Source organism: Klebsiella sp. SYXHC3 (assembly GCF_057196925.1).
The window spans coordinates 460,777-485,486 of sequence record NZ_JBXUNG010000001.1 but is presented as its reverse complement, the minus strand read 5'-3'; the positions used below and the strand labels follow the sequence as shown (position 1 = coordinate 485,486).

Here is a 24,710-nt window from a genome sequence, read left to right as displayed (position 1 = left end):
GTACCACCGTAAGCAGCAGACGTTAAGGGCTCGGCGTCTGCTGCACCTTGACTGGCAGGATGGTTCCTATGGCGGCATTCTTTCTGCAACAACTGATCAATGGCTTAACGCTTGGCGCGGTATATGGGCTTATCGCCATTGGCTACACCATGGTTTATGGCATCATCGGTATGATTAACTTCGCCCACGGCGAGGTATATATGGTCTCAGCCTACCTGTGCGCTATCGGGCTGGCGCTGCTGGCCTACTTCGGTATTCACTCTTTCCCGCTGCTTATTTTCGGCACGCTGGTGTTTACGATTATCGTCACCGGGGTGTACGGCTGGGCCATCGAACGCATTGCTTATCGGCCGCTACGTAACTCAACGCGTCTGGCGCCGCTGATTTCGGCTATTGGCATGTCGCTGATTTTACAAAACTACGTCCAATTGAGTCAGGGCCCAAATCAACAGGGGATCCCGACGTTGATGCACGGCGTACTGCGGCTTACGGTAGGAGATGGCGTGGTGCAAATCACCTGGACCAAAATCTTCATCCTGCTCGCCGCCTTCGTCGGCATGGTGGTACTGAGCTGGATAATCAACCACACGCAGTTAGGTCGGGTTTGCCGCGCGACCCAGCAGGATCGGCGGATGGCGGCCATTCTCGGCATTAACACCGATCGGGTGATCTCGCTGGTATTTATGATTGGTGCCGCCATGGCGGGCCTCGCCGGGGTGCTGGTGACCATGAATTACGGCACGTTTGATTTTTATATCGGCTTTATTATCGGCATTAAGGCCTTCACCGCAGCGGTACTGGGCGGGATCGGTTCGCTACCGGGGGCGATGCTTGGCGGCCTGCTGCTGGGCGTCGCCGAGGCGCAGTTCGCCGGGTTAGTGAACTCGGATTATAAGGATGTCTTCTCGTTCGCATTGCTGGTGGCGATTCTGATTTTTCGTCCGCAGGGGCTTCTGGGCCGTCCTGTGGTGGCTAAGGTCTAAGGGGGATATATGACCGATATTTCCCGTTTAGACGGCATCGACGTCAAGCGCAGCGTTATCGATAGCGTATTGGCCGGTTTATGCGCGCTGATAGTCTTTGGCCCGATCGTGGGGATCGTGCTGAAGGGGTACAGTTTTACGCTTTCCCCGCAGCGCGTCTTCGTGCTGGTGGCGGTGGTGATGGCGGGGCGGCTGTTGCTCAGCCTGCTTTTGCAAACCCCCGGCGGGAAGCGGTTTGTCGGACGTTTTGAAGGCAATGAGCAGGGGGTATTTGTCCGTCCCCCCGGCTATCGTAGTCGGCTGCGTTTTGTTCTGCCGCTGCTGGCGATCGTGGCTATCGCTTTCCCGTTAATGGCCAGTAAGTATCTGCTCACCGTGGCGATCCTCGGGCTTATCTACGTCCTGCTGGGGCTGGGATTAAACATCGTGGTGGGTCTCGCAGGGTTACTTGATTTGGGGTACGTCGCCTTTTACGCCATTGGCGCCTATGGCCTGGCGCTTGGCTATCAATACCTTGGCTTAGGTTTCTGGGCAATGCTGCCGCTGGGGGCGGTGATGGCGGCGCTGGCAGGAGCATTATTGGGTTTTCCGGTATTACGAATGCATGGCGACTACCTGGCTATTGTTACCCTCGGATTCGGCGAGATCATCCGTCTGGTGCTCAACAACTGGGTAAGTTTCACCGGCGGCCCCAACGGCGTTTCGGTGCCGTCGCCAACGCTCTTCGGCCTCGAGTTTGCCCGGCGAGCCAAAGAGGGCGGCACCCCGATTCATGAATTTCTGCATATCGCCTACAACCCCAACCTTAAATTTATTTTTATCTATGCCGTGTTATTTATCGTGGTAATGATGGTGCTGCTGATAAAGCACCGCCTGACCCGAATGCCGATTGGCCGGGCCTGGGAGGCGCTGCGGGAAGATGAAATCGCCTGCCGGGCGATGGGGCTGAATCACGTACTGGTTAAGCTGTCCGCGTTTATGCTCGGCGCCTCGACGGCCGGCATCGCCGGTGTCTTTTTCGCCACTTATCAGGGCTTCGTGAACCCGACGTCGTTTACCTTTTTCGAGTCGGCGCTGATTCTCGCTATCGTGGTATTAGGCGGCATGGGCTCGACATTAGGTGTGGTGCTGGCGGCTTTCGTGCTGACTGTCACGCCGGAGCTGCTGCGCGGCTTTGACGAATATCGGGTTCTGCTCTTTGGCGTGCTGATGGTCCTGATGATGATCTGGCGGCCGCGCGGGCTGGTGCGTACCGGGCGTACCGGGGTGGAAATCCGCAAAGGAGTCGCGCCATGAGCGATGCAATATTGCAGGTCGAGCATCTGATGATGCATTTTGGCGGGATTAAAGCGCTGAATGATGTCAACCTTGAGGTTGAACGCGGATCGATTACCGCCCTGATTGGCCCCAACGGCGCGGGGAAGACCACGGTGTTCAATTGCCTGACCGGGTTTTACCGCGCCAGCGGCGGCGCCATTCGGCTTAATGCCCGGCAACGAATGACCGATGTGATTCAGGTTCTCGGGCAGAAACTGCATGCCGATGATTTTTTCCATCCCGCGCGTCTGGGACGGCGGATGTACTACAAAATGTTCGGCGGCGCGCATCTGGTCAACCGCGCCGGGCTGGCGCGTACCTTCCAGAATATCCGCCTGTTTCGCGAAATGACGGTAATTGAAAATCTGATGGTGGCCCAGCATATGCAGGTTAACCGCCATCTGATCGCCGGGATCCTGAATACCCGCGGCTATCGCCAGGCGGAGAACCGCGCAGTAGAGCGGGCCTTTTACTGGCTGGAAGTGGTGGAGATGGTTGACTGCGCCAATCGACTGGCGGGAACGCTCTCTTATGGCCAGCAGCGGCGGCTGGAGATCGCCCGCGCGATGTGTACCGGGCCGGAAATACTGTGTCTTGACGAACCCGCGGCCGGGCTCAACCCGGCGGAAACGCGTGCCCTGAGCCGGATTATTCGTTTTCTGCGTGAACATCATGGCGTCAGCGTACTGTTGATAGAACACGATATGAGCATGGTGATGGAAATCTCCGATCGCGTGATCGTGCTCGACCACGGCGATGTTATTGCTCATGGCACCCCGGCCGAGATCCAGGCCAACCTGAGCGTGATCGCCGCATACCTGGGTACCGATGGACAGGAGATCGCCTGATGAGCCAACCGTTGCTGGAATTTCGCGAGGTGAACGTCTATTACGGGCAAATCCAGGCGCTGAAGTCGGTATCGCTAACGGTCAATGAAGGCGAAACGGTGGCGTTAATCGGCGCTAACGGCGCCGGAAAATCCACCCTGCTGATGTCGATTTTCGGCCAGCCGCGGATTACCGATGGCAGTATTATCTATCGCGGACATGATATCAGCTGCCAGTCGACGCACTATATCGCCACCAACGGTATTGCTCAGGCGCCGGAAGGACGGCGTATTTTTGCCGATATGACGGTGGAAGAAAACCTGCTGATGGGCACTATTCCCATAGGTAATCGTTATCAGAATGAAGATAAGGCGCGGATGTATCAGCTGTTTCCACGGCTGGAAGAGCGTCGCGCGCAGCGGGCGATGACGCTCTCCGGCGGCGAGCAGCAAATGCTGGCAATCGCCCGCGCGCTGATGAGCCGGCCAAAGCTATTGCTATTAGACGAACCGAGCCTGGGTCTGGCGCCGCTGGTGGTGAAGCAGATCTTCAGCGTTTTGCGCGAGTTGACCGCCCAGGGCATGACGCTGCTGCTGGTGGAACAAAATGCGCACCACGCGCTGAAACTGGCTAACCGCGCTTATGTGCTGGTCAACGGCGAAATTCGTCTGAGCGGTAGCGGCGCAGAGTTGCTGGATAACCCGGAAGTCAGAAATGCTTATCTGGGGATGGGTTAAGTTGTCGTCGGTCGTAAGGGGAGAAAACAGGGTGTGAAATCGGTTACACTAGCGTCGTGAACGCACATTAAAGTGACCGAATAGATGAAGAAAACGATTTTTTCCTTAGCGCTGGGAACCTTTGGCCTCGGAATGGCGGAGTTCGGCATCATGGGTGTATTGCCGGAAATCGCCCATGATGTCGGCATTACCATCCCCGCGGCCGGCAACATGATCTCGTGGTACGCCTTTGGCGTGGTGTTTGGCGCGCCTGTCATGGCGTTGTTTTCCAGCCGTTTTTCGCTGAAATCGGTGATGCTGTTTTTGGTGGCGCTGTGTGTGGCAGGCAACGCGTTGTTTACCTTCTCCTCAAGTTATCCCATGCTGGCGCTCGGGCGCTTTATTTCCGGTTTTCCTCACGGCGCTTATTTTGGCGTCGGAGCGATTATCTTGTCGAAAATCGCCTCGCCGGGCAGGGTTACCGCGGCGGTCGCCGGGATGATAGCGGGTATGACGGTGGCAAACCTGCTTGGCGTACCGGCGGGCACCTGGCTTGGCCATCAGTTCAACTGGCGTTATACCTTCACGGCCATCGCGCTATTTGATGTGCTGGTGCTTTTGGCGATACTGCGCTGGGTGCCAACGCTGTATGACAAATCCACCACCCGGCTCAGCGAACAATTCCATTTCCTTAAATCCCCGGCGCCATGGTTTATTTTCGCCGCCACGATGTTCGGCAATGCCGGCGTTTTTGCCTGGTTTAGCTATATCAAGCCCTTCATGATAAATGTCTCCGGCTTTAGCGAGTCGGCGATGATGTTCATTATGATGCTGGTGGGATTGGGGATGGTTTTAGGTAATCTCTTTAGCGGCAGGATCTCAGGACGCTACAGTCCGCTGCGTATTGCGGCGATGACCAACGGCGTCATTGTCGCGGCGTTACTGCTCATCTTTGCCTTCGGCATACAGCCTCTGGCTTCGCTGGCGCTGGCGTTTATCTGCTGCGCCGGGCTCTTCGCACTCGCCGCGCCGCTGCAAATACTACTGTTACAAAATGCCAGAGGCGGAGAAATGCTCGGGGCGGCGGGCGGGCAAATAGCGTTTAACCTCGGCAGCGCGATAGGCGCCTACTGCGGCGGAATGATGATTACCTTTGGCGCAGATTGGCGTTCGGTGGCGCTGCCGGCGGCAGCGCTGTCGTTCCTGGCGATGAGCTCGTTGCTGCTGTATGCGCGATATCAGCGGCGGGTAACGCGTCATCGCGTTACCCAGGCAGAGCAGGCCTGATTAATCCCGCCACGGTTCGCCAAGGGTTAGCATCAGGCGGTTAGCCCAGGCGAAGAATGCCGCCGATTGCAGCAGATCCAACTGTTCGACGATATCCAGACCCTGCTGTTCCAGCGCGCTGAGATGCGCTGAGGTTATCGCAGACGGGGTAACGGAAAGCGCGGCGGCGGCGTCAATCTCCGCCTGCCAGCGCGGCCCTTGACCATCGCTGAGATTCTCCCCAGGCGTCACCGCCAGCAGGGTCTCCACCGCTCGCTCATCTTTTGCCAACTGCGCCGCCTTGCGCGCGTGTACCGACGCGCAGTAGATGCAGCCGTTGATTTTACTGGCCACCGTTGCCGCCAGTTCACGTTCGGCGCGCGGCAGGCCGCCCGGCGTATAGAAAATACCTTTATCGGTTAGCGTGCGCTGTTCAAGCACCGGCTGATTGCGCGCCAGTAAGCGAAAGTAGGGGGAATCACTGTGGCCGAACTGCGCCAGCAGCGCCTGCTCGGCGGCGTTAAATTCAGCGAGAGGCTTATCGGCAATCCACGGTTCCCAGTGTAATTCATCACGAGTAAACGCCACCGGCGCAGGTTTACCGCTAGCCGTCCGGGGATGAGTGTGCCAGTAGCCGGCAACCACCGGGGTCTCGGCCGCGGAGGTTGGTTTGTCATTTAACAAACGCAAGCCGCTCAGCAATCGGCTTTGAAAACTGACAAACGCAATAAGCTGCGCCAGCGTTACGATACCGCGCAGGCTCCAGCCCGCGTCGCTAAGCGTTTGTAACGCCGCGGGCGTCGCTTCCACCGGAGTAAAGGTCAGCAGGCGGGCAAACCCCAGCGCGGCGGCAAGCCGTGGGGTTGTCGGGTCGGCAATGCCGAAACCGGCGTAATGCGCCGCCAGCGCGTCTGCCTGATGAAGTCTGGCCACTTTTGCGGCGATGGCGAACCGTTCCTCGAGCGGAAAATCCTCATCCTGTTGGCTAAATAGCACCTCGTAACTTCCCTGGGCGTGGCGGGTCGCAGCCTCGCGCAAAGCGCGGGCCTTGCCCAGCGGTGAATCGGCGGCGATCTCCGCCAGTTCAGCCAAAATATCCTGACTTAAGCTCATAGCGACTCCTTATCTGAATTGCGGGGCAATGTGTTTAGCGATGAGTTCGATAGAACGCAGCGTGTCCTGATGTGATGGCTCCACCGAATGAACCTGAAACGAAATGTCAGTCACCCGGGCTAGCACGCTGTCTTTAGCCAGCGATGCAAGCACATGCGGCGCATCGCCAATGTGGGCATCAAGCTGGCGAGCGTAATCCGTGACAGTGTCACCAATAATCTCGTGGCCGGCGGCGCGATGGGCTGCCGCCTGTTTACTTAATCCCGGCTCTGCGGCCTGTAGCGCGTACCCCTGACTGTCGGCAATAAACGCGGTGCGGGAAGCCAGAATTCGCGGCGCCACGCCGGCTGGCAGCGCGGCGAGGTAGGCGTCGATAATCGGGTTCTGAATCGCATCCAGCGGCAGTTCGCTTTGACCTGGCGGACGCGGCTGTGTGCGCGATAGCATCAACCCGTGGCCGGATTTCGCGGCCCGAATAGCGCCTTCAATCGAAAAGGTGGCGATCCAAATCCGTTTTGCCAGCTGCGGCGCGGGCGGATAAAGATGGTTGTCCGGATGAGCCAACGTATCGCCGCGCCAGGCGCTTTCAATCAAATGCAGATGATCGGCGAAGACCGCGCCGCGTTGTTCGCAGGCCAGGCCAAAGGGGAGAAAAGAGGTTGGCGTCCCGCCTGAACCAAAACCCACTTCCAGGCGACCCTCTGCGAGTAAATCCAGTACTGCCGCATCTTCTGCGACACGCAGCGGGTTCTCCATCGGCAGCGTAATGATGGCGGTGCCGAGTCGGATCCGTTGCGTATGCGCCGCCGCGTAGGCAAGAAACACCAGCGGCGACGGTAAACCGCCTTCATTTTCATGAAAATGGTGTTGCGCCACCCAGGCGCTATCAAAGCCCAGCCGTTCCGCGTGGCGGATCTGCTCCGTCGCCAGTTGATAGCGCTCTTGCGGCGTGGCGTGGTCGAGTAAGCGGGTAAAAAACCCCAGGCGTTTAGGCGTCATGCAACCTCCGTGCTCGGTGCGTGATAATGAGGAATGGCGGCGAGCAGCTCGCGGGTATAGTCGTGCTGCGGCGCGGCGAACAACTGCTTAACCTCGCCCTGTTCGATGACTTGCCCGGTGCGTAGCACCGTCACGCTATGGGCGATGCGGCGTACTGTCGCCAGATCGTGGGTGATAAACAGATAGCTCAACCCGAGCTGTTGCTGTAATTGCAGCAACAGGGCGAGAATTTGCGCCTGCACCGTGACATCCAGCGCTGAGGTGGCCTCATCGAGCACCAGAATCGTGGGGTCGAGGATCAATGCCCTGGCGATAGCGATCCGCTGTCGCTGGCCGCCGGAGAGCTCACGAGCGGTTCGGTAGAGTAGCTCCGGCGCCAGCGCGACACGGGCGGCGACGGACTCTACCCGTTGACGCCGAGCTTCTTTGGACAGGCGCTGAAAATTCTTCAGCGGCTCTTCGATAATGTCGAACAGGGTTTGGCGAGGGTCGAGTGAGGCGAAAGGGTTTTGATAAACAAACTGAATTTTGCGCCGCAGCTGCCGCTGGGCCTCGCGGCTCAATTGTCCGCTGGCAATACCGTCGATGGTCACCTGTCCGCTATCGGCCTGCTCAAAACCCAGCAAGATACGGGCGAGGGTGGTTTTTCCTGAACCCGATTCGCCGACCAGCGCATGGGTACTGCCACGCGGTAAAATAAAGCTTACGTTATCCAGCGCCTGGAGATGGCTGCCCCCTAACGCAAAGCGTTTGCTCACGCCTTCAACCCGAATTGCCGGCGTAACAAACGGGCGAATCGTGGTGGTTAAGTGCAGGTTCTGTCCCTGCAGATCGCACAGCAACTGGCGGGTATAGCCGTGCTGCGGGGTGCGAATAACATCACCCGTATTGCCCTGTTCCTGAATTTCACCGTGACGAAAAACCACCAGCCGGTCGGCACGCTGCGCCGCCAGCGCGAGGTCATGGGTGACAAATAGCACCGCGGTGCCGGATTCACGGCGCAAATGATCGAGCAGATTGAGGATTCTTTTTTGTACCGTCACGTCGAGCGCGCTGGTCGGCTCATCGGCAATAATCAAATCCGGCTTCAGGGCGATGGCAATGGCGATCAGCACCCGCTGCTTCATACCACCAGAGAGCTGGTGCGGATACTGGTCGAAACGCTGCTCTGGATGGCTTAAGCCGACTTTTTCCAGCAGGGCGATAACCTGCTGTCGACGCTCGGTTTTACTGCTTTTTTGATGCAGGCGGAGTATTTCGCTGACCTGCGCGCCGATGGTTTGCACCGGGTTCAGCGAGTTGCCGGGATCCTGCGGCACCAGGCTGATTCTGGCCCCGCGCAGGTTATCCAGCCGTTTGCCTGACCAGCGGCTAATCTCTTCACCGTTGAGACGAACCGTCCCGGCATCGAGGCGGGCGTTTTCCGCCAGCAGACCGATAATCGCCTGGGCGGTGGTGGTTTTTCCCGAACCGGATTCGCCGACGAACGCCAGCATCTCGCCGCGTTTAATCGTAAAACTGACCCGGTGAACCACTTCGCGCCACAACCCGCCAGAGCGGTAGCTGATGGTGAGGTTTTCTACGCTAAGCACGTTCATCGGCGCTCCCTGTTGAGTTGTTGGCTGATACGATTGGCTGCCAGTACCACGGCAATAACCGCGATTCCGGGGAAGGTGGTGAGCCACCAGGCGGTGGAAAGATAGTTACGCCCCTCGGCGATAAGTAATCCCCATTCCGGCACCGGCGGCGGGGTGCCGTAGCCGAGAAAACTCAGGGTTGAGAGGGCGAGAATAGCCTGGCCAAATTGAAGGGTGGCGAAAGCCAGCACCGGCGAAAGCGCGTTAGGCAGAATATGCCGCCAGAACACGGCCAAAAAGGTTCCCCCGCTACCGTAGGCTGCTTCGACATAGTCGCTGTGACGAATGCGCACGACTTCGGCGCGCGACAGTCGGGCGAAACTGGCGATCGCGGCAACGCCGACCGCCATGGCGGCGTTCAGAGTGCCAAAACCAAGCAGTATGATTACCGTTAGCGAAAGCAGGAGCGAAGGAATCGCCAGCAGAATATCGACAATCCGCATGACGACCGCTTCGACCCGCCCGCCCAGCGCGCCGGCAACGGTGCCCAACGCCGTGCCGAAAACCAGGCCCATGGCGACGGCGGCCAGGGCCGCGGAAAGCGAATGTCCTGCGCCGTAGACGATGCGGCTCCACACATCGCGACCGAGTTGGTCGGTACCTAACCAGTGTCCCGCCTGCGGCGCCAGACGTTGGGCGCCAGCGATGCCGTCGAGTGGATTAAACTCGGTGAACCATTGCGGCGCGAAAGCCATTAGCACCGCAACCGTCATTACCAACCATGCCAGCCACAGCCCCGGCTGCAAGGAAAAACGGCGCCAGTTGACCGGACGGCGTCGCACCGCCGAAGCGTAATCGACCAGACTCATAGCGCACCTCCGCGCAGGGGTTTTAAGCGCGGGTCGAGCATCGGCATCAGCAGATCGACCAGCAGATTGATGACGACGAAGCCCAGCGCTGAAATCATCACCACGGCCTGAAGAATGGCAATATCCTGATTATTCACCGCCTGCTGCGTCAGTTGACCGAGCCCACTGCGGCCAAAAACGGTTTCGGTAATTAAGGCCCCGGCGATCAGCTCTCCCAACAGCAGGCCGGCAATGTTTAATGTCGGCAACAGAGCATTGCCGGTGACATGCCGCCATAACACCCGTGTTTCGCTCATACCCTTGGCGCGAGCAACGGCGACGAAGGGTTGTGCGGCGATGTGATCCATGGTGCGTAACAGAATTTGCGCCAGCGGCGCGGAAATCGGTATCGCCACCGCGATAACCGGCAGCACCAGGCCTTGCAGAGGTCCGGGATTGATAACCGGGACCCAGTGCAATTGGAATGAAAAGATCTGGATTAAGGCGATGCCGAGCCAGAAGGTCGGCAGTGAAATAAACAGCACCGGCAGCGACTGTAGCAGATTACTGATACCGCGTAGCCCCGGCAAACGCGAAGCGATAGCGATCGCAAAGGCCAGCAGAAGCGCCAGCGCGAAGGCCGGCAGCGCCAGCGCCAGCGTGTCGGGTAAATTGCTGGCAATCAGGGAACTAACAGGCAGTCCAGCCTGCAGTGAATAGCCGAAATCCCCCTGCAGCATGGCTAACAAGGTGTGGAAATATTGCTGCCACAGCGGGCTGTCAGCACCGTAGACCACACGCATTTCGGCGATCTGTTGCGGGCTCAGCCCCAGATCGGGGTTCTGAAACTTAATCAAAATCGCGTCGCCGGGCAGTACCTGCAGCAGAAAAAAGGTCAGGGTGAAGGCCGCCCACAGTACCAGCACGCCTTGTGCCAACCGTCGCCAAAGATAGTGGCTCATGGCGCCCCCTTATTGTTTATCCAGCCATGCGCCGTAAAACGACGGACGTCCCACGGCTTCAAAACGTACGCCTTTTACCCATGGCGCGCCGGCAAAGACCTGCGGTTCTTCAAAGATGGGAATGACATAGGCGTTGTCCAGCAGATAACGCTGCGCATCGCCAGTTAACTGCAGACGCTTTTGCGCATCCACTTCGGCAGAGATTGCGGTTAGCAGGGCGTTGAGCTTATCGTCACGGAAGGTTTTAACTTTGTCGCTCGAACCGCCCTGTTGCAGTAGGGCATCACGGTTGGCGGGGAAGAACATACTCTTCACCACATCCGGGTCGGCGCGGCCGACTTCAGAGACGGTTAATGGCGTTTTCAGCGGGTCGAGATTATCCAGTACCCGGCTGCCGGCGTCGCCGGCTTTCACGCTTAAGGCCACGCCAACCTGACGCCACTGCTGCGCAACCAGCTGTAGCACCTCTTTGTTCTGCGGCTGCGGCAGGGATTCATAGACCGTGAGCGCCAGCCGCTGTCCCGCTTTTTGCCGGATACCATCCGCGCCTGGGGTCCAGCCCGCCTCATCCAGCAGCTGTTTGGCTTTCTGCTGATCGAAGGCCAGTTTGTCGCTTAAATCGACGTATCCCGCCGCGGTGCGGGCGATAACGGAACTTGCCTGCGGATAGTTTGGCGAGAAAAGGGTCTCAACAACCTGTTTGGCGTTGGTAGCATGCAGTAGCGCCTGGCGTACCCGCTGGTCGGCAACCAGCGGGTTATCCGGACGGAAGCTCAGGCTATCGTTAACGCCGCGCGTCGGCGCGGCGTAAATATTAAAGCCCTGGTCGGTTGCCTGTTTTTCATCATAGGCCTGCACCTGGCGAATAAACCCGGCCTGTCCCGCCAGTAGCGCGCCAATACGTACGCTATCTTCCGGCGTTACGATATAGGTAATGCCGTCGAGGTTCGCCGGGCCTTGCTGAGCAAGATTTTTCGGCCCCCATTGATAATCTTTCCGCGCCACCAGCGTTAATTCGCGTCCGGGTTTTTCATCTTTTACCGTAAAGGGGCCGGAACCGATGATATTGCGGGCATCGCCCAGCGCCTCAAAGCTCCGCGCCAGAGTGCTGAGGGAAACCAGCCCGGAGCCAATTGTCGCGGTACCTTGCAGGAATCCCGGGGAGGGCTTTTTGAAGTAGAATTTGACGGTCAACGGATCGATGACTTCACTACGATCGTAATTGTTGATCACTTCGGAAACCGGCAGACGCAGTGCTTTATTGCCCAAACCGTAGGTATCAAAGTTCTTTGCGACCGCATTGGCATCGAGTGGGGTACCGTCAGAGAAGGTGACGCCAGGCCGCAGCTTAAAGGTATATTCGGTCTTCTCGTCGTTGCTACTCCAGCTTTCGGCGATCCACGGCTCGATAGCTAGCGTTTCCGGGTTTTGCCAGGTTAGCTTGTCGGTTATCTGATTGAGGATCCCGCCGTTAGGGTAAAAACCGCCGGCCGGCGGATAGAGATTAGTATGCGGCTGTTGTTCCAGATAAATTAAGGTGCCGCCTTTGATCGGCGTTTGCGCCGCCGAAACCGAAAACGCGCCTGCAATAAAAAGGGCGGCAAGCGTAGGCAGGCGAAAGCGATTTTGCATGGTGAATTCCTTTGTTATCTATTGTCTTGCCATCATCGGGCGCGACGGAATACAAAGGAACCAACGATTTGCGCTAAGCATTTGCGAAATCTGACTATTCCCATCATGCGGGAATAGTCAGCAGGTTAGGCTCTTTCGTCTGGCATAGTCAGACAGAATTAACGGCGGAAATCGATAACCATACGGCCGCGGATTTGACCCTGTTCCATCTCCTTAAAGATGGCGTTGATATCGCCGAGCGGGCGCAGAGTGACTTTCGGCACCACTTTGCCTTCGGCGGCAAACTGGAAGGCTTCAATCAGATCCTGACGGGTACCTACCAGCGAACCTACTACTTCAATCCCGTCCAGCACCAGACGCGGAATATCGAGGCTCATCGCTTCCGGCGGTAGGCCAACGGCGACGACGCGGCCGCCGGCGCGAACCGCATCCACGGCAGAGTTAAATGCCGCTTTAGCAACCGCGGTAACCACGGCCGCGTGGGCGCCGCCGGTTTTCTCCTGAATGATTTTGGCGGCGTCTTCGTTGCGGGAATTTACCGTCAGGTCGGCGCCCATCGAGGCGGCAAGCTCCAACTGCCCGTCGTTGACGTCAACGGCGATCACTTTGGCATTAAAGACGTTTTTGGCATATTGCAGCGCCAGGTTACCCAGGCCGCCGAGGCCATAAATGGCAATCCACTGGCCGGGCTTGATGTGTGAGACCTTCACCGCTTTATAGGTGGTGACGCCGGCGCAGGTGATGCTGCTGGCGGCGGCGGAATCCAGTCCATCCGGCACTTTGACCGCGTAATCAGCGGTGACGATGCACTCTTCGGCCATTCCGCCATCGACGGTATAACCGGCATTTTTCACCGAGCGGCACAGGGTTTCGTTGCCGCTGTTACAGTATTCGCAGTGGCCGCAACCTTCAAAGAACCACGCCACGCTGGCGCGATCGCCCGGCTTCAGCGACGTCACGCCAGGGCCGACTTTTTCCACGATGCCGATGCCCTCATGGCCGAGAATGACGCCGGTTTTATCGCCGAAATCGCCGTTTTTCACGTGCAGGTCAGTGTGGCAGACCCCGCAGCATTCCATTTTCAGCAGCGCTTCGCCATGCTCCAGCGGGCGTAACTTTTTATCGGTTACATCAATCTGGTGGTCGTGGGTGACTACAGCAGCTTTCATGCGTTTCTCCTTGTTAATGATACGAAGGTGCTAACAGCGAAAATAATACTCATTAAGGATTAGATCTTATGTCGCTAATTACAAGCGGTATGGTTGGGAATGGGGGGATTTGCCGCATATTTGGCACAATATTCATCCGTTTATACCAATTTTAGGGGGCGCAACCCGAAAGGAGCGGAGTATGCCAGGGCCATTGACAGAGCGTGTTGATAATGGTTGTATTGTGCAACTACCTTTCGCGGATATTACCATGCCTGACACTTTACTTATCAATCAAATTCGTTCCGCATCACGATTGATGGTGCGCGAGCTCGGCTTTATGAACAGCACGCTGGCGGCGACCGACTATTCACCTTCAGCGGTGCATGCGCTGCTGGAGATTTCTACTCATGGCGCGATGACCGCCGCGCAACTGGTGCAGGTATTGGGGCTGGACAAATCGAGCGTCAGCCGAATGTTATCGCGCCTGCAGACCGCTAACGAGATAGAGGAAAATGGTTGTGGTGATGACGGGCGTTTTAAACAACTCTCATTGACAACCAAAGGGCAGGCGACGGTCGCCCGCATTCATGAGTACGGCGCCATGCGGGTGATTGAGGCGCTGGCGCATTTGGATAGCGCACAGCAGCAGATCGTTGCCGAGGGGTTGACGGCCTATTCGTGGGCGCTTGAGCGCTGTCGTCAGCAGCCGGTCACGAGCAGACCAAACGACATCACGATAGTTACCGGCTATCAGCCGGGAATGATTGGCCGCATTGCGCAAATGCACGGTGAGTATTACGCCCGTCATTACGGCTTCGGGCATTTTTTTGAAGGTAAAGTCGCCAGCGGTCTGGCTGAATTTTCTGGCAGGCTGAACAATCAACGTAACCAGATTTGGCTGGCGGTCAAAAATGGCGTCATCGTCGGCTCTGTCGCCATTGATGGCGAAGACCTCGGGAATAATGAAGCGCATCTACGTTGGTTTATTCTCGGCGATGGCTGTCGGGGCAGCGGCGTGGGGCGCCGCTTGCTGACTGAAGCTATCAACTTTTGTGATAATCAGCGCTTCGATGCGGTTCAGCTATGGACGTTTAGCGGCTTGCAGGCGGCGCGTAAATTATATGAATCCTTTGGGTTTACGCTGAGTAAAGAGTGGCAGGGCGATCAATGGGGGAAGACCATGCTTGAGCAGCAGTTTACCCGCCGCTAAAGCTGTTATGCCACCGGGGCGCTGACGCTCCGGTGGCATAGGCATTTAACTCAGATGGGTATTTATCTCCTCAATCTCCTGACGCCACAGCGCCTGTAGCTGCGGCTTCTGATGCTTCGGCTTACGCTGCAGATCGTCCGCCAATAGCTGTTCCAGCATCACCAGACGTTCCAGCAAATCCTCTTGCAGGTCGTCGACGGGCGGCGACTGCGGCGGCGTTTGCGTCGCCGGGCTCTGAAGGCGCTCGTTGCCGCGCAGACGGGCGTACACCTCGTCGACGTCGTGCCACTCGCTTAACCCGTTTTCATCAATTAACCAGAAGCGGTTACAGCTCTGGCTGATGAGCTGTCGATCGTGGCTAACCAGCAGCAGGCCCCCGGGATACTCCCGCAACGTCGCTGCCAGCGCCTCTTTTCCCTCCATATCCAGATGGTTGGTGGGTTCATCGAGCAGCAGCAGGCTATAGCTCGCTAGCGACAGGCCGACAAACAGCAGCCGTGAACGTTCGCCGCCGCTGAGGGTGCTGACTTTCTGCCCGTGTCGCGCCCAGCCGAAGCCGGCGGAAATCAGCGCCCGCTTGCGCGTTTCCGGCGAAGGCTCAAAGGGCTCCAGCGCCTCCAGCAGGCTGGCCTCATCCGCCAGTTGATGCAGGGTTTGATCGTAATAACCCGAATGTAGTCGAGGATGTAAACGCAGCCCGGCTTCGCTAGCCGGTTGCTGCATTTGCCGCCATAACAGGCGCAGCAGCGACGATTTCCCACCGCCGTTGCGCCCCATTATCGCTACCCGGTCGCCGCTTTGCAGCCGCGCCAGACCGGTGGTGAACAGGGCGGGGAGACCGGGCGCCGGCGGCACGGGGAGATTTTCCATCTCCAGCAGACGGTCGGCGCGAACGGCGTCGCCATGCACCTCAAGACGCCACGGCGTGCCGGCGGTGAGTTCCGTCTGGCTATCCTTCAGGCGTGAAACCTGCTTTTCCATCTGCTTGGCTTTACGCGCCAGATCTTCGTTGTCGTAAACCCGACCCCAGATGGCCAGCCGTTTGGCGCTGGCAGCGACGCGGTCGATCTCCTTTTGTTCCGCTTTGTGGCGCAGAGCATCGCTTGCATCTTGCTCCTGCAGCGCCTGACGGGCGGCGCTGCAGGGTAGTGAGAAAGCGTGCAGCGTGTTATCACGTAAAATCCAACTGGTATTAGTTACAGCATCCAGTAAAAGGTTATCGTGCGACACCACCACGAAGCTCCCCTGCCAGGTTTGCAAGAAGCTTTCCAGCCACAGCAGGGTCGGCAGATCGAGATGGTTGCCTGGCTCATCCAGCAACAGCAAATCGGGTTGTTGGATCAACGCGCGGGCGAGCAACAGACGAGTATGTTGTCCGCCGCTCAGGGTGGCGGCTTGCTGTTGGGTCTGTTGAATGGTAAAACCCATTTCAGCGAGCAGTCGCTCCGCTTGCCAGCGCAGCGAATCCCGTTCGCCAGGCGCCAGTTTTTCCAGTACCACCTGCAATAGCGGTTGGCTGAGTAGGGCGTCAGGCAGATGTTGTTCTACGCGCGCCAGCAGGCAGTGATTAGCCCGCGATACGCTGCCAGAATTCGGCGTGAGAGTGCCGTCCAGCACCTGCAATAGCGTGCTTTTCCCGCAACCGTTATAGCCAATCAGGCCAATGCGATCGCCTTTTTTCAGGGTAAAGGAGAGGTCGTTGAAAAGTGGGCCAAAGGCCGTATCAACGTGGAGAGATTGTGCGCTTAAAAGTGTGCTCATTGTGAACTTACTCAAGAGTTACAGGCATGAGAATGCCTCGTCAAACATCGCTGACGATAACCCGGTAAGCCCGAGGAAGGGATTTAGTCGTTGGCTTCTTCGCTCAAGCTAAAGTTATCGCAGCACGATACCGATAACGCTTGAGCTGATGCGATCGCCAAATGTATGTGAAACATTAAACAGTTCACAGTACAGCATGGGGATCCTCCTTATTTTTTCAGTAGGTTGATGGATGCAGGGAGTGTAGTGGCTAAATTGTCTTTTGACCAGATACCAGCATTGAGGATCGCGCCGCCGGTCTTATCGGCGGCGGGTATGACGATTAGGCCGGAGCCACGGTGAGTAGTAGGTTGGCAAAACGACGCTGTTCGCCGGAAGCGATGACCAGTTGGGTCAATGGCAGCCGGGACTTTGCGTAGAAAGCTTCGCGTTCGACATATTCAAGCGGGCAGTTTGTCGGTAGAAGCTCCCGGTATTCACTGGCGATGGTGTTAGTGAATTCCGCTGGTGATGCCATCAGCGTCGCGTGTTCGACATTAACGCAGGTAAGCAGTTTTTCGACGATATAAGTTGCCGGTACCATGCCCGGAGCCAGGTTGAGCTGAATCAACGTGGCTTCGGCATTGGCATTAACGCGACAGGCAAAATTGCTATCCGCGATGAGAATTTGTGATTTATGGCCGCAGCACGCCAGAGCAGCCAGCAGTTGCGGATGGATAATTTCGAATTTGATCATCAGGTACTCCCTGGCGGGCGGCGATTTCTGGCCGCCCGGTTTGCATTACATGCGATAAATTCCGCCGTTAATATCGATAGTGGCGCCGGAGATAAATCCGTCATACTCGCCGGCAAGGAAAGTGATGGCGCGGGCGACGTCATCGGGCGTTCCCGCGCGCTGAAGCGGAATTTGCCGGATGGTTTCGTCAGCCGAAGCCTGTGTGGTGTGGCGGTTATGAAAACGGGTGCCGAGAATAAGCCCCGGCGCAACCGCATTGACGCGCACGCCGTGCTCGCCCAGTTCAGCCGCCAGCGAGCGTGTCCAGGTCAGGATGGCCCCTTTTGTGGTTGAATAGGCGAGAGAACCGGCATGCCCCCCGGAGCGCCCAGCCAGCGAGGCGAGGTTAATGATGCTGGCGCCATCCGTTGCCGATTTAAGCCAGGGAAGCGCCGCCTGGGTGACGTTAAGCATGGTGGTCATATTGACGTCTAACACCGTTTGCCAGAACTGACGGTCAATTTCGCCAAGCCACTTACGCCCGACGATACCGCCGACGTTATTCACCAGGATATCGATACCGCCGAGGAATTCCGCGGCGGCCTGCACGCAGGCGGTCGCGTCCTCAGTGTCAATCAAGTCCGCATAGCGCCAGGCCGCTTTTTGCCCTCGCGCGCTGGCGATAGCCGCCAACTTTTGCGGGCCTTCTTCACCGCTGTGGTAGTGCAAAAAGACATCGCATCCCGCCAGAATCAGTTTTTCCGCCGTAGCCCAGCCGATACCTTGTTCAGAGCCGGTGATAAATGCTTTTTTTCCAATAAGAGTTCCCATGATGTTTCCTTAAATTTTCAGGATTGAATGACGCCTTCGCGCTGTCTGGCGCAGTAGAAAATGCAAATCAGGCCGGTGATCAGCAGGCACATGGCGAGGAATATCAGGCCCGGCGTGCTGCTGTGGCTGAAGTCGTTAAGGAGGCCGACCACGTAAGGGGCGACGAAGCCGCCCAGGTTGCCGATGCAGCTCACCACGGCGAGACCCGCGGCCGTCGCTGCGCCTGCCGAGACGTTGGCAGGCATCGATAAGAAACACGGTACCGCGGTATAGATACCAATGGCGGCAATGGTCAGGAATGAGAGTGAAATCGCGACGTTGAACTTAAAGAACACCACCGCGCCGGCGAGCCCTAATGCGGCGACGACCATACTGATACCGGCAAAAACGGCGATTTTGCGTGTTTTACTGGCCAGCATACTCCATGGATAAACCAGTAGCGCCGCCAGGCCGTAGGGGATAAGGGCAATCAGGCTTACGCGAAGAATATCATCGCCGGAAATAGCGGTAATAATCGACGGTAGCCACATCCCGAAGCCGTAAATCCCACAAACCATCCCGAAATTCAGCAGCGCATAAAGCAGGTATTTGGGATTTTTAATACCGCTGGCGAACTCAGCCAGCGAGACTTTACTCCCTGATTTTGAACGGTTCGTACTACTCATTAACCACGCCTTTTCTTCAGCGTTGAGATAGCCGACTTCTTGCGGTGAATTCTTAATAATAAAAGGGATGAACAGGCCGATAACGATCGGCGGAATACCTTCGAGGATAAATAACCACTGCCAGGATTCAAGGCCAAACCAGCCGTTATCGATATGCAGAATTAAGCCTGAAATCGGTGAACCCACGGCGTTGGATAGCGGCTGGACAATAATGAACATGCCGAGAATTTTGGTCCGCCAGGCTGGCGGAAAAAAGATCGTGAAGTAGTACACCACTGAAGGGAAGAAACCGGCTTCGCACACGCCAAGCATAAAACGACAGATATAGAGTTCGGTCGGCGTTCTGACGAACCCCATCAAAGTGGCAAATATTCCCCAGGTGATCAGAATACGCGCGAACCACAGCCGCGGACCGAACTTAATCGTGCCGGCGTTGCTGGGAATTTCAAACATAAAATAACCGATGAAAAATATTCCCGAAGCAAAGCCAAAGGCGGTGGCCGTCAGGCCAAGGCTATCTTCCAGCGCCATTGCGGCGTAGGCCATATTATTACGGTCAAGAAAAGCCAGAAAATAAAGCAATATCATTAATGGGACAATATGCCATGTCAATTTCTTAATGGCGCTCTTTTCTATATATTGCGCAGATTGTAGGTTCATCATTATTTCCGGTTATACTCGTTAAAGTACAAAAGAATGGGATGGAAATCCCGACATTAATATTCGTTTTGAATGTAATAGGGTATAGGTCTCCCTGCAGATAATAACTATTATCTGCACCATGCTATTTATTTATAAAAACAACTAGGGTTGCTTTATTTTTACCGACTGACGCTGTATCACTTCCGGTGCAAAGATAAATTCGTCGGTTTGTAATCCCGGCTCAGCAATTCTCTGGACAAGCCGCTCAACCATCATCGACGCCATTGCCGAAAGCGGGGCCATTACCGAGGTGAGGCCCGGTGACGATAACGCCGACAGGGAGATGTTATCGATGCCAATCACCGAAATATCTTCCGCTATTTTCAGGCCCTGCGCGCGTAGCCCAACCATCAGGCCGATGGCTAAAGCATCGTTAATCGCTACCACGCCATCCACTCGCGGCGTTAAGGCGCTAATTTTTTGCGCCAGGCTTACGCCCAGTTCGAACATCTCGGCGTCGCCGAATTCCCGATTGCCTTTGCCTTCTATCACCACGCCTCTGGCCGCTGTAGCGCTTTGGCAAAGCGCGGACTGAAAGCCGAGGATTTTATGGCTGCGTCCCAGCGTTAACCCGCTTTCGGTGGCAAAGACGATATTACGGCAACCGTTGTCCAGCAGATGTTGCGCCGCCAGACGTCCTGCTTCAACGTTGTCCATTGAGACACTATCGAAGTAGCGCGCCCGAGGCGGGACGCTTTCGGCCAGCCGGTTGTCATAGCTAATAATGGTCATGCCTTGTTCCGCTGCGCGTACAAAGTGGGTTTTGCGTACGTCGCTGGCGGCAACTATCAACCCGCGCACGCCGTGGGAGAACATATCCGCGATAAAGGCTGACTCCTCGTCGGCATCGCGGCAGCAAATGCCTAATAACAGCCGGTGGCGAAACGCGCGTGCCGCAGTATCCAGTTCATGCGCCAGCGCTGAAAAGCTGGGATTGACGATAGACGGTACCATCAGGCCGAGCATTTTGGTTGCTGAATCGGCGACCGGCGGAGCGCAACGCGCAGGGCGGTAATTTAGCTCAGCCATCGTTTTGACTATCCGCTGTCGGGTCTCTTCGCGCATCTGTTGCGTGCGATTATTAAGTACGTTGGACACGCTACTAATTGAAACTCCAGCCCGCCGGGCGACATCACGAATATTCGCCATACTTAAACCTTCTGTTTTCTGCTGCGCGCTTATTTCAGCGCCGCGGTATCTGTTTGCTAATTTATCGGTGAGCGAACAGGCGGGCAAGGTTTTTACCTCCCGGCAAGCGAGTGAAATAAAGCATCTGTGAAGCGCCTCGTAAGGATCGGCAGGTGTTTAGTAAACAAAGGGGAATAAATAACGGCAAAGGGCGGGGATAAAAAAACGGGCCCGATCTCCGGGCCCGTTGAAATAAAGCGTTAAATTGAGGTTCGGCGATAGTTGCGATATTCCGGCTGCCAGAAATTATCGCTAATGGCCTGCAGCAGCGCTTCGGCCGATGTTTTCACCGCCACGCCCTGTTCCTGAGCCACTTTACCGACCGCAAACGCGATAGCGCGCGACACGGCCTGAATATCTTTCAGTTCCGGCAGTACCGGGCCTTCGCCGTTATTCACCAGCGGCGAGTGGTTAGCTAAGGTTTCGCTTGCCGCCATCAGCATTTCGTCGGTGACGCGTGATGCCCCCGCAGCGATCACGCCAAGGCCGATGCCCGGGAAGATATAGGAGTTGTTACACTGCGCGATGGCGTACTGCTTGCCCTTAACCGTCACCGGGGTGAACGGGCTGCCGGTGGCCACCAGTGCTTCGCCGTCGGTCCAGGTCAGGATGTTCTGCGGCGTGGCTTCAACGCGGGAGGTCGGATTCGACAGCGGCATGACGATCGGCCGCGGGCAGTGCTTGTGCATTTCACGAATAATTTCTTCCGTGAACAGCCCCGGCTGGCCGGAGACGCCAATCAGGATATTCGGCTTAACGTTACGCACCACGTCGAGCAGCGAGAGCGCTTCGTTGGTCGTATCCCAACCTTGCAGGTTTTCGCGTTTCTGCACCAGCTTGCTCTGGAACGACAGCAGATTCGGCATACCGTCGGTCAACAGGCCGAAGCGGTCCACCATAAATACGCGCTGGCGGGCTTCTTCTTCGCTTAACCCTTCGCGCATGATTTGCGCGATGATCTGTTCAGCAATACCGCAACCGGCGGAGCCCGCGCCGAGGAAGACAATTTTTTGCTCGCTGAGCTGGCTGCCCGCGCCACGGCTGGCGGCGATTAATGTGCCGACGGTGACCGCCGCGGTGCCCTGAATATCATCGTTAAACGAGCAAATCTCGTTACGATAGCGGTTAAGCAGCGGCATGGCGTTTTTCTGCGCGAAGTCTTCAAACTGCAGCAGCACGTCCGGCCAACGGTTTTTGATGGCCTGGATAACGTCATCAACGAATTGATAATACTCGTCGTCGGTCACGCGCGGATGACGCCAGCCCATATACAGCGGGTCGTCGAGCAGTTGCTGGTTGTTGGTGCCGACATCCAGCACGATAGGCAGGGTGTAGGCCGGGCTGATACCGCCGCAGGTAGTATAGAGCGACAGCTTACCGATAGGGATGCCCATACCGCCGATACCCTGGTCGCCGAGACCGAGAATACGCTCGCCGTCGGTCACCACGATCACTTTGACGTTATGGTTCGGTACGTTTTGCAGGATATCGTCGAGGTTGTGCCGATTCTGGTAGGAGATGAACACGCCGCGCGCGCGACGGTAGATTTCCGAGAAACGCTCACAGGCGGCGCCGACGGTGGGGGTATAGATAACCGGCATCATCTCATCGAGATGATTGCCAATCAGGCGATAAAACAGGGTTTCGTTGGTGTCCTGGATGTTGCGCAGATAAATGTGCTTATCGATCTCGGTTTTAAATCCCTGATACTGGATCCACGCGCGTTCAGCTTGTTCTTCGATGGTTTCGACCACTTCCGGCAGCAGGCCCAGCAGGTTGAAGCTGCTACGCTCTTCCATGCTGAAGGCGCTTCCTTTGTTGAGTAACGGAAACTCAAGCAGAACCGGGCCAGCGTAGGGGATATAAAGAGAGCGGTTTTTTTTATAGATGAATTGCATCGCACTAACTCCTTGATGTTCACTTCAGACCCGGGCGCGGCGATAAGCGATCGGTCTGGCAGGAAATGCAGCGGGCAGAGTATAAAGCAGATGGTAACAAAAGAAGGATGCGAAGCGTGGGATTGTCTTAAAAAAACACCATCCCGTTTGGCGGATGGTGTTTTTATCATCACTCAGCTGAAAAATTAACCACCGCGGCGTTTGCGGCCCGTAGCATGGATATGGTTAACGGTAGTTTCTTCGTCGCCTTCGAGCACCACTTTTTTCTGGCGGGAAAGCTTGTAGTTCAGACCGAGAAGATGACGTGCCTGATGGTTCGATTTCATTCTTACTCCTTAATCCTGTTCTGGTTTCAAGGACAAGCCCGACGCAAGCCGGACGAAACGTAACCCTAAGTACGCCGCGCTTTTTAACGCGACGGGATTATCGTGGTCCATTTTTTTGCGAATAGCAACCTTGCGTCGGCAGATTAAGAGCGTTCTCGATTCAGGCGTGGCCGATTACCACTTCATTTCGCCGGTGTTCACTTTCGCGCTCAGCTCCAGCGAGCTTTCTTCAGCGAGACCCGCATATTGCGCCTTCATGGCTTTGATGACGCTGGCGGAATCTTTATGCGCTTTCAGCGCCTGCTCGAATTTCTCCAGATAGTCGCGGGTAAAGACGATAGCCTTGTCGCCCGCCGGCGGCGTGCCGAGATAGTGGCCCGGGATCACCTGTTGCGGATGCAGCGCGGCCATATCGCTAAGGGTCTGGCGCCACTGCTGACGGCTCGCCGCGCTTTGGGTATCGGCGGTCCAGACGTGCATGCCCCAGGCGACGCCGGTGCCGCCAAGAATCGCTTTATTCGCCGGGATCCAGACGAACGCGGCGTAGTTCTGCGGCTGACGAATTTCCACTTTCTCGCCGTCAATGGTGAAGCTATCTGCGGCTAATACCTGTGGAACATAGACCTGCTTCGGCGCGCCGTCTTTCATCTGTGGGCCCCAGTATGCCAGCTTCGCCGCTTTGGTCTCTTCAATATGCTTAACCACTTGCTCGGTTGCCACCACTTTGGCCTGCGGGAAGGCTTTCACCAGCGGCTCGAGGCCAAAATAGAAATCCGGATCGCCAGAGGTGATCACAATGTGCGTGAGCTTCTTACCGCTTTTGTTGATCATCTCAACCAGCTTTTCGCCATCTTTAACGCTGAACTGGGCGTCAAACAGCACCGCTTCGTGCGGGCCGGAGGCCAGCGTGGAGTTCACCGCGAAGATCGCGTTCTCCTGCGGGTTGTAGGTTTGCAGGGTCAACGGCGCGGCAAAAGCGGTGGTACTGAACAGGGCGGTGGCGATAGCCAGGGCAGATACTTTCATGTTGGTTTTCTCTCTTTCAGGTGAATAGGTTTATTTTACGTCATTTTTGATTTGCGAAAATTCCTGAAAAAAGAGATGCTGAGTTTCATAAAACGTGCAGATGGATACGGATATGGATCGAGTTATCGCCGCCCAGGTATATATGCGCATATGCGAGCTGGGCAGTTTGAGCGCGGCGGCCAGGGCGCTTGGTATGTCGCGACCGATGGTGAGTCGCTATCTGGAGCAGATGGAACACTGGGCCGGTACCCGGCTCATTCATCGTTCGACGCGCAAACTGACCTTAACCAGCGCAGGCGAAAAGGTATTGCAGAAAACGCGTAGCCTCACGCAATTGGCGGATGAGATAGCGGGGCAGACGGAACGCGCGGTGCCGAGCGGCACGTTGCGGGTCGCCTGCGCGCACTTTACCGCCATGCAGTTGCTCTCACCGCTGCTACCGGAGTTTTTGGCCCGTTACCCCCAACTGCGCCTCGAACTGGATATCAACAACCATCCGGTAAGCCTGATTGGCGAGCGTATCGATGTCGCCATCCGGATCACCGATAATCCGGAGCCGGGGGCGATAGCGCGGCGGCTCGGCATTTGCCGCTCGGTGCTCTGCGTCTCGCCGCGGTGGCTACAGCAGCATGGCCAGATAAATTCGCCGGAGGAGCTTAGTCAACATAACTGTCTCCACTATAGCCATTTCGCCACCCCAACATGGCAGTTTACCGATCCGCAGGGCGAACCCGTGTCGGTGGCCGTCTCCGGCAACCTGAGCGCTGGGATCTCCTCTCTGCTGATGGAAGCGGCGGTGGCGGGGTGCGGCATCGCCATGCTGCCGGAACTGGAAGCCCGGCGCGCGCTAAACAGCGGCGCGCTAAAACAGGTGCTGCCTGGCTATACGCCAAAATCCCTGGCCGTCTATGGCATCTATCTGTCACGAGATTATCAGCCCAGCGCGCTGCCGCTGTTTCTGGAGGCCATTCAGCAACAGTTGTCCCAGGTCAGCTAG

At 56.7% G+C, this 24,710-nt stretch carries 22 protein-coding genes; 7 read left to right on the top strand and 15 right to left on the bottom strand.

Translation table 11 applies throughout. From position 1 onward, the window contains the following. Positions 1–68 precede the first annotated feature (68 nt). The 5 genes from AC2CGP_RS02370 to araJ all read left to right on the top strand — a co-directional run bounded on the left by AC2CGP_RS02370 (position 69) and on the right by araJ (position 5,130). Positions 69–983 (top strand): ABC transporter permease subunit, encoded by a 915-nt coding sequence (locus tag AC2CGP_RS02370; protein ID WP_015705514.1) that lies wholly within the window; start codon positions 69–71, stop codon positions 981–983. A 9-nt stretch (positions 984–992) separates the two neighbouring features. Continuing rightward, complete coding sequence (livM, locus tag AC2CGP_RS02365) at positions 993–2,279, top strand: high-affinity branched-chain amino acid ABC transporter permease LivM (protein WP_484502245.1); 1,287 nt, start codon at positions 993–995, stop codon at positions 2,277–2,279. Further along, the gene (locus tag AC2CGP_RS02360; RefSeq protein ID WP_213759304.1) at positions 2,276–3,148 is read left to right on the top strand and encodes an ABC transporter ATP-binding protein; all 873 of its coding nucleotides are present in this window, start codon (positions 2,276–2,278) and stop codon (positions 3,146–3,148) included. The genes livM and AC2CGP_RS02360 overlap by 4 nt, the downstream gene beginning before the upstream one ends. Beyond that, positions 3,148–3,864: an ABC transporter ATP-binding protein gene (locus AC2CGP_RS02355; protein ID WP_213759303.1), complete on the top strand. Its 717-nt coding sequence runs from the start codon at positions 3,148–3,150 to the stop codon at positions 3,862–3,864. Before AC2CGP_RS02360 ends, AC2CGP_RS02355 begins: the two co-directional genes overlap by 1 nt. 84 nt (positions 3,865–3,948) lie before the next feature. After that, complete coding sequence (gene araJ, locus AC2CGP_RS02350; protein WP_484502244.1) at positions 3,949–5,130, top strand: MFS transporter AraJ; 1,182 nt, start codon at positions 3,949–3,951, stop codon at positions 5,128–5,130. On the opposite strand, the gene AC2CGP_RS02345 is transcribed toward araJ, so the two are convergent. From AC2CGP_RS02345 to adhP, 7 genes are all read right to left on the bottom strand, one after another. Continuing rightward, positions 5,131–6,222, bottom strand: a complete 1,092-nt coding sequence (locus AC2CGP_RS02345; RefSeq protein ID WP_484502243.1) for an alkylhydroperoxidase domain protein — start codon at positions 6,220–6,222, stop codon at positions 5,131–5,133. Positions 6,223–6,231: 9 nt separating this feature from the next. Then, positions 6,232–7,221, bottom strand: coding sequence for a putative FMN-dependent luciferase-like monooxygenase (locus AC2CGP_RS02340; protein WP_213706558.1), 990 nt, complete (start codon positions 7,219–7,221; stop codon positions 6,232–6,234). Continuing rightward, positions 7,218–8,819: a dipeptide ABC transporter ATP-binding protein gene (locus AC2CGP_RS02335; RefSeq protein ID WP_058674235.1), complete on the bottom strand. Its 1,602-nt coding sequence runs from the start codon at positions 8,817–8,819 to the stop codon at positions 7,218–7,220. Before AC2CGP_RS02335 ends, AC2CGP_RS02340 begins: the two co-directional genes overlap by 4 nt. Next, positions 8,816–9,667: an ABC transporter permease gene (locus AC2CGP_RS02330; protein ID WP_015366483.1), complete on the bottom strand. Its 852-nt coding sequence runs from the start codon at positions 9,665–9,667 to the stop codon at positions 8,816–8,818. The genes AC2CGP_RS02335 and AC2CGP_RS02330 overlap by 4 nt, the downstream gene beginning before the upstream one ends. After that, on the bottom strand, positions 9,664–10,608 hold the full coding sequence (locus tag AC2CGP_RS02325; RefSeq protein WP_032711700.1) for an ABC transporter permease: 945 nt from the start codon (positions 10,606–10,608) through the stop codon (positions 9,664–9,666). Before AC2CGP_RS02325 ends, AC2CGP_RS02330 begins: the two co-directional genes overlap by 4 nt. Before the next feature lie 9 nt (positions 10,609–10,617). Beyond that, positions 10,618–12,240, bottom strand: a complete 1,623-nt coding sequence (locus AC2CGP_RS02320) for a TIGR04028 family ABC transporter substrate-binding protein (protein WP_086557377.1) — start codon at positions 12,238–12,240, stop codon at positions 10,618–10,620. Between the two features lie 158 nt (positions 12,241–12,398). Beyond that, positions 12,399–13,409 carry an alcohol dehydrogenase AdhP gene (gene adhP, locus AC2CGP_RS02315; protein ID WP_015366486.1) on the bottom strand — a complete coding sequence of 337 codons (1,011 nt, stop codon included), beginning with the start codon at positions 13,407–13,409 and terminating at the stop codon, positions 12,399–12,401. A gap of 250 nt (positions 13,410–13,659) precedes the next feature. Between adhP and AC2CGP_RS02310 the strand changes: the two genes are divergently transcribed. After that, on the top strand, positions 13,660–14,601 hold the full coding sequence (locus AC2CGP_RS02310; RefSeq protein ID WP_026612297.1) for a bifunctional helix-turn-helix transcriptional regulator/GNAT family N-acetyltransferase: 942 nt from the start codon (positions 13,660–13,662) through the stop codon (positions 14,599–14,601). 45 nt (positions 14,602–14,646) lie between these two features. Here AC2CGP_RS02310 and AC2CGP_RS02305 read toward each other — a convergent pair whose 3' ends face one another. The 8 genes from AC2CGP_RS02305 to AC2CGP_RS02270 all read right to left on the bottom strand — a co-directional run bounded on the left by AC2CGP_RS02305 (position 14,647) and on the right by AC2CGP_RS02270 (position 23,713). After that, positions 14,647–16,362: an ABC-F family ATP-binding cassette domain-containing protein gene (locus tag AC2CGP_RS02305; protein WP_407248883.1), complete on the bottom strand. Its 1,716-nt coding sequence runs from the start codon at positions 16,360–16,362 to the stop codon at positions 14,647–14,649. A gap of 322 nt (positions 16,363–16,684) precedes the next feature. After that, positions 16,685–17,098, bottom strand: a complete 414-nt coding sequence (locus AC2CGP_RS02300; protein ID WP_407248884.1) for an RbsD/FucU domain-containing protein — start codon at positions 17,096–17,098, stop codon at positions 16,685–16,687. 45 nt (positions 17,099–17,143) lie between these two features. After that, the gene (locus AC2CGP_RS02295; RefSeq protein WP_015705502.1) at positions 17,144–17,908 is read right to left on the bottom strand and encodes an SDR family NAD(P)-dependent oxidoreductase; all 765 of its coding nucleotides are present in this window, start codon (positions 17,906–17,908) and stop codon (positions 17,144–17,146) included. A gap of 17 nt (positions 17,909–17,925) precedes the next feature. After that, positions 17,926–19,233 carry an MFS transporter gene (locus tag AC2CGP_RS02290; protein WP_045366126.1) on the bottom strand — a complete coding sequence of 436 codons (1,308 nt, stop codon included), beginning with the start codon at positions 19,231–19,233 and terminating at the stop codon, positions 17,926–17,928. A gap of 144 nt (positions 19,234–19,377) precedes the next feature. Then, complete coding sequence (locus AC2CGP_RS02285) at positions 19,378–20,424, bottom strand: LacI family DNA-binding transcriptional regulator (protein WP_047077605.1); 1,047 nt, start codon at positions 20,422–20,424, stop codon at positions 19,378–19,380. A gap of 239 nt (positions 20,425–20,663) precedes the next feature. Then, complete coding sequence (locus tag AC2CGP_RS02280; RefSeq protein ID WP_015366493.1) at positions 20,664–22,361, bottom strand: NAD-dependent malic enzyme; 1,698 nt, start codon at positions 22,359–22,361, stop codon at positions 20,664–20,666. A gap of 185 nt (positions 22,362–22,546) precedes the next feature. Beyond that, positions 22,547–22,687, bottom strand: coding sequence for a stationary-phase-induced ribosome-associated protein (gene sra, locus AC2CGP_RS02275; protein ID WP_015366494.1), 141 nt, complete (start codon positions 22,685–22,687; stop codon positions 22,547–22,549). A gap of 174 nt (positions 22,688–22,861) precedes the next feature. Next, positions 22,862–23,713, bottom strand: a complete 852-nt coding sequence (locus AC2CGP_RS02270; protein ID WP_087867692.1) for a Vmh family MBL fold metallo-hydrolase — start codon at positions 23,711–23,713, stop codon at positions 22,862–22,864. Between the two features lie 112 nt (positions 23,714–23,825). Here AC2CGP_RS02270 and AC2CGP_RS02265 point away from each other — a divergent pair, with 112 nt between their 5' ends. Next, positions 23,826–24,710 (top strand): LysR family transcriptional regulator, encoded by an 885-nt coding sequence (locus AC2CGP_RS02265; RefSeq protein WP_032711695.1) that lies wholly within the window; start codon positions 23,826–23,828, stop codon positions 24,708–24,710.

Coding starts and splice junctions, on each gene's coding strand:
- AC2CGP_RS02370 (WP_015705514.1), top strand. CDS start 69: ATGGCGGCATTCTTTCTGCAACAACTGATCAATGGCTTAACGCTTGGC.
- livM (WP_484502245.1), top strand. CDS start 993: ATGACCGATATTTCCCGTTTAGACGGCATCGACGTCAAGCGCAGCGTT.
- AC2CGP_RS02360 (WP_213759304.1), top strand. CDS start 2,276: ATGAGCGATGCAATATTGCAGGTCGAGCATCTGATGATGCATTTTGGC.
- AC2CGP_RS02355 (WP_213759303.1), top strand. CDS start 3,148: ATGAGCCAACCGTTGCTGGAATTTCGCGAGGTGAACGTCTATTACGGG.
- araJ (WP_484502244.1), top strand. CDS start 3,949: ATGAAGAAAACGATTTTTTCCTTAGCGCTGGGAACCTTTGGCCTCGGA.
- AC2CGP_RS02345 (WP_484502243.1), bottom strand. CDS start 6,222: ATGAGCTTAAGTCAGGATATTTTGGCTGAACTGGCGGAGATCGCCGCC.
- AC2CGP_RS02340 (WP_213706558.1), bottom strand. CDS start 7,221: ATGACGCCTAAACGCCTGGGGTTTTTTACCCGCTTACTCGACCACGCC.
- AC2CGP_RS02335 (WP_058674235.1), bottom strand. CDS start 8,819: ATGAACGTGCTTAGCGTAGAAAACCTCACCATCAGCTACCGCTCTGGC.
- AC2CGP_RS02330 (WP_015366483.1), bottom strand. CDS start 9,667: ATGAGTCTGGTCGATTACGCTTCGGCGGTGCGACGCCGTCCGGTCAAC.
- AC2CGP_RS02325 (WP_032711700.1), bottom strand. CDS start 10,608: ATGAGCCACTATCTTTGGCGACGGTTGGCACAAGGCGTGCTGGTACTG.
- AC2CGP_RS02320 (WP_086557377.1), bottom strand. CDS start 12,240: ATGCAAAATCGCTTTCGCCTGCCTACGCTTGCCGCCCTTTTTATTGCA.
- adhP (WP_015366486.1), bottom strand. CDS start 13,409: ATGAAAGCTGCTGTAGTCACCCACGACCACCAGATTGATGTAACCGAT.
- AC2CGP_RS02310 (WP_026612297.1), top strand. CDS start 13,660: ATGCCTGACACTTTACTTATCAATCAAATTCGTTCCGCATCACGATTG.
- AC2CGP_RS02305 (WP_407248883.1), bottom strand. CDS start 16,362: ATGAGCACACTTTTAAGCGCACAATCTCTCCACGTTGATACGGCCTTT.
- AC2CGP_RS02300 (WP_407248884.1), bottom strand. CDS start 17,098: ATGATCAAATTCGAAATTATCCATCCGCAACTGCTGGCTGCTCTGGCG.
- AC2CGP_RS02295 (WP_015705502.1), bottom strand. CDS start 17,908: ATGGGAACTCTTATTGGAAAAAAAGCATTTATCACCGGCTCTGAACAA.
- AC2CGP_RS02290 (WP_045366126.1), bottom strand. CDS start 19,233: ATGAACCTACAATCTGCGCAATATATAGAAAAGAGCGCCATTAAGAAA.
- AC2CGP_RS02285 (WP_047077605.1), bottom strand. CDS start 20,424: ATGGCGAATATTCGTGATGTCGCCCGGCGGGCTGGAGTTTCAATTAGT.
- AC2CGP_RS02280 (WP_015366493.1), bottom strand. CDS start 22,361: ATGCAATTCATCTATAAAAAAAACCGCTCTCTTTATATCCCCTACGCT.
- sra (WP_015366494.1), bottom strand. CDS start 22,687: ATGAAATCGAACCATCAGGCACGTCATCTTCTCGGTCTGAACTACAAG.
- AC2CGP_RS02270 (WP_087867692.1), bottom strand. CDS start 23,713: ATGAAAGTATCTGCCCTGGCTATCGCCACCGCCCTGTTCAGTACCACC.
- AC2CGP_RS02265 (WP_032711695.1), top strand. CDS start 23,826: ATGGATCGAGTTATCGCCGCCCAGGTATATATGCGCATATGCGAGCTG.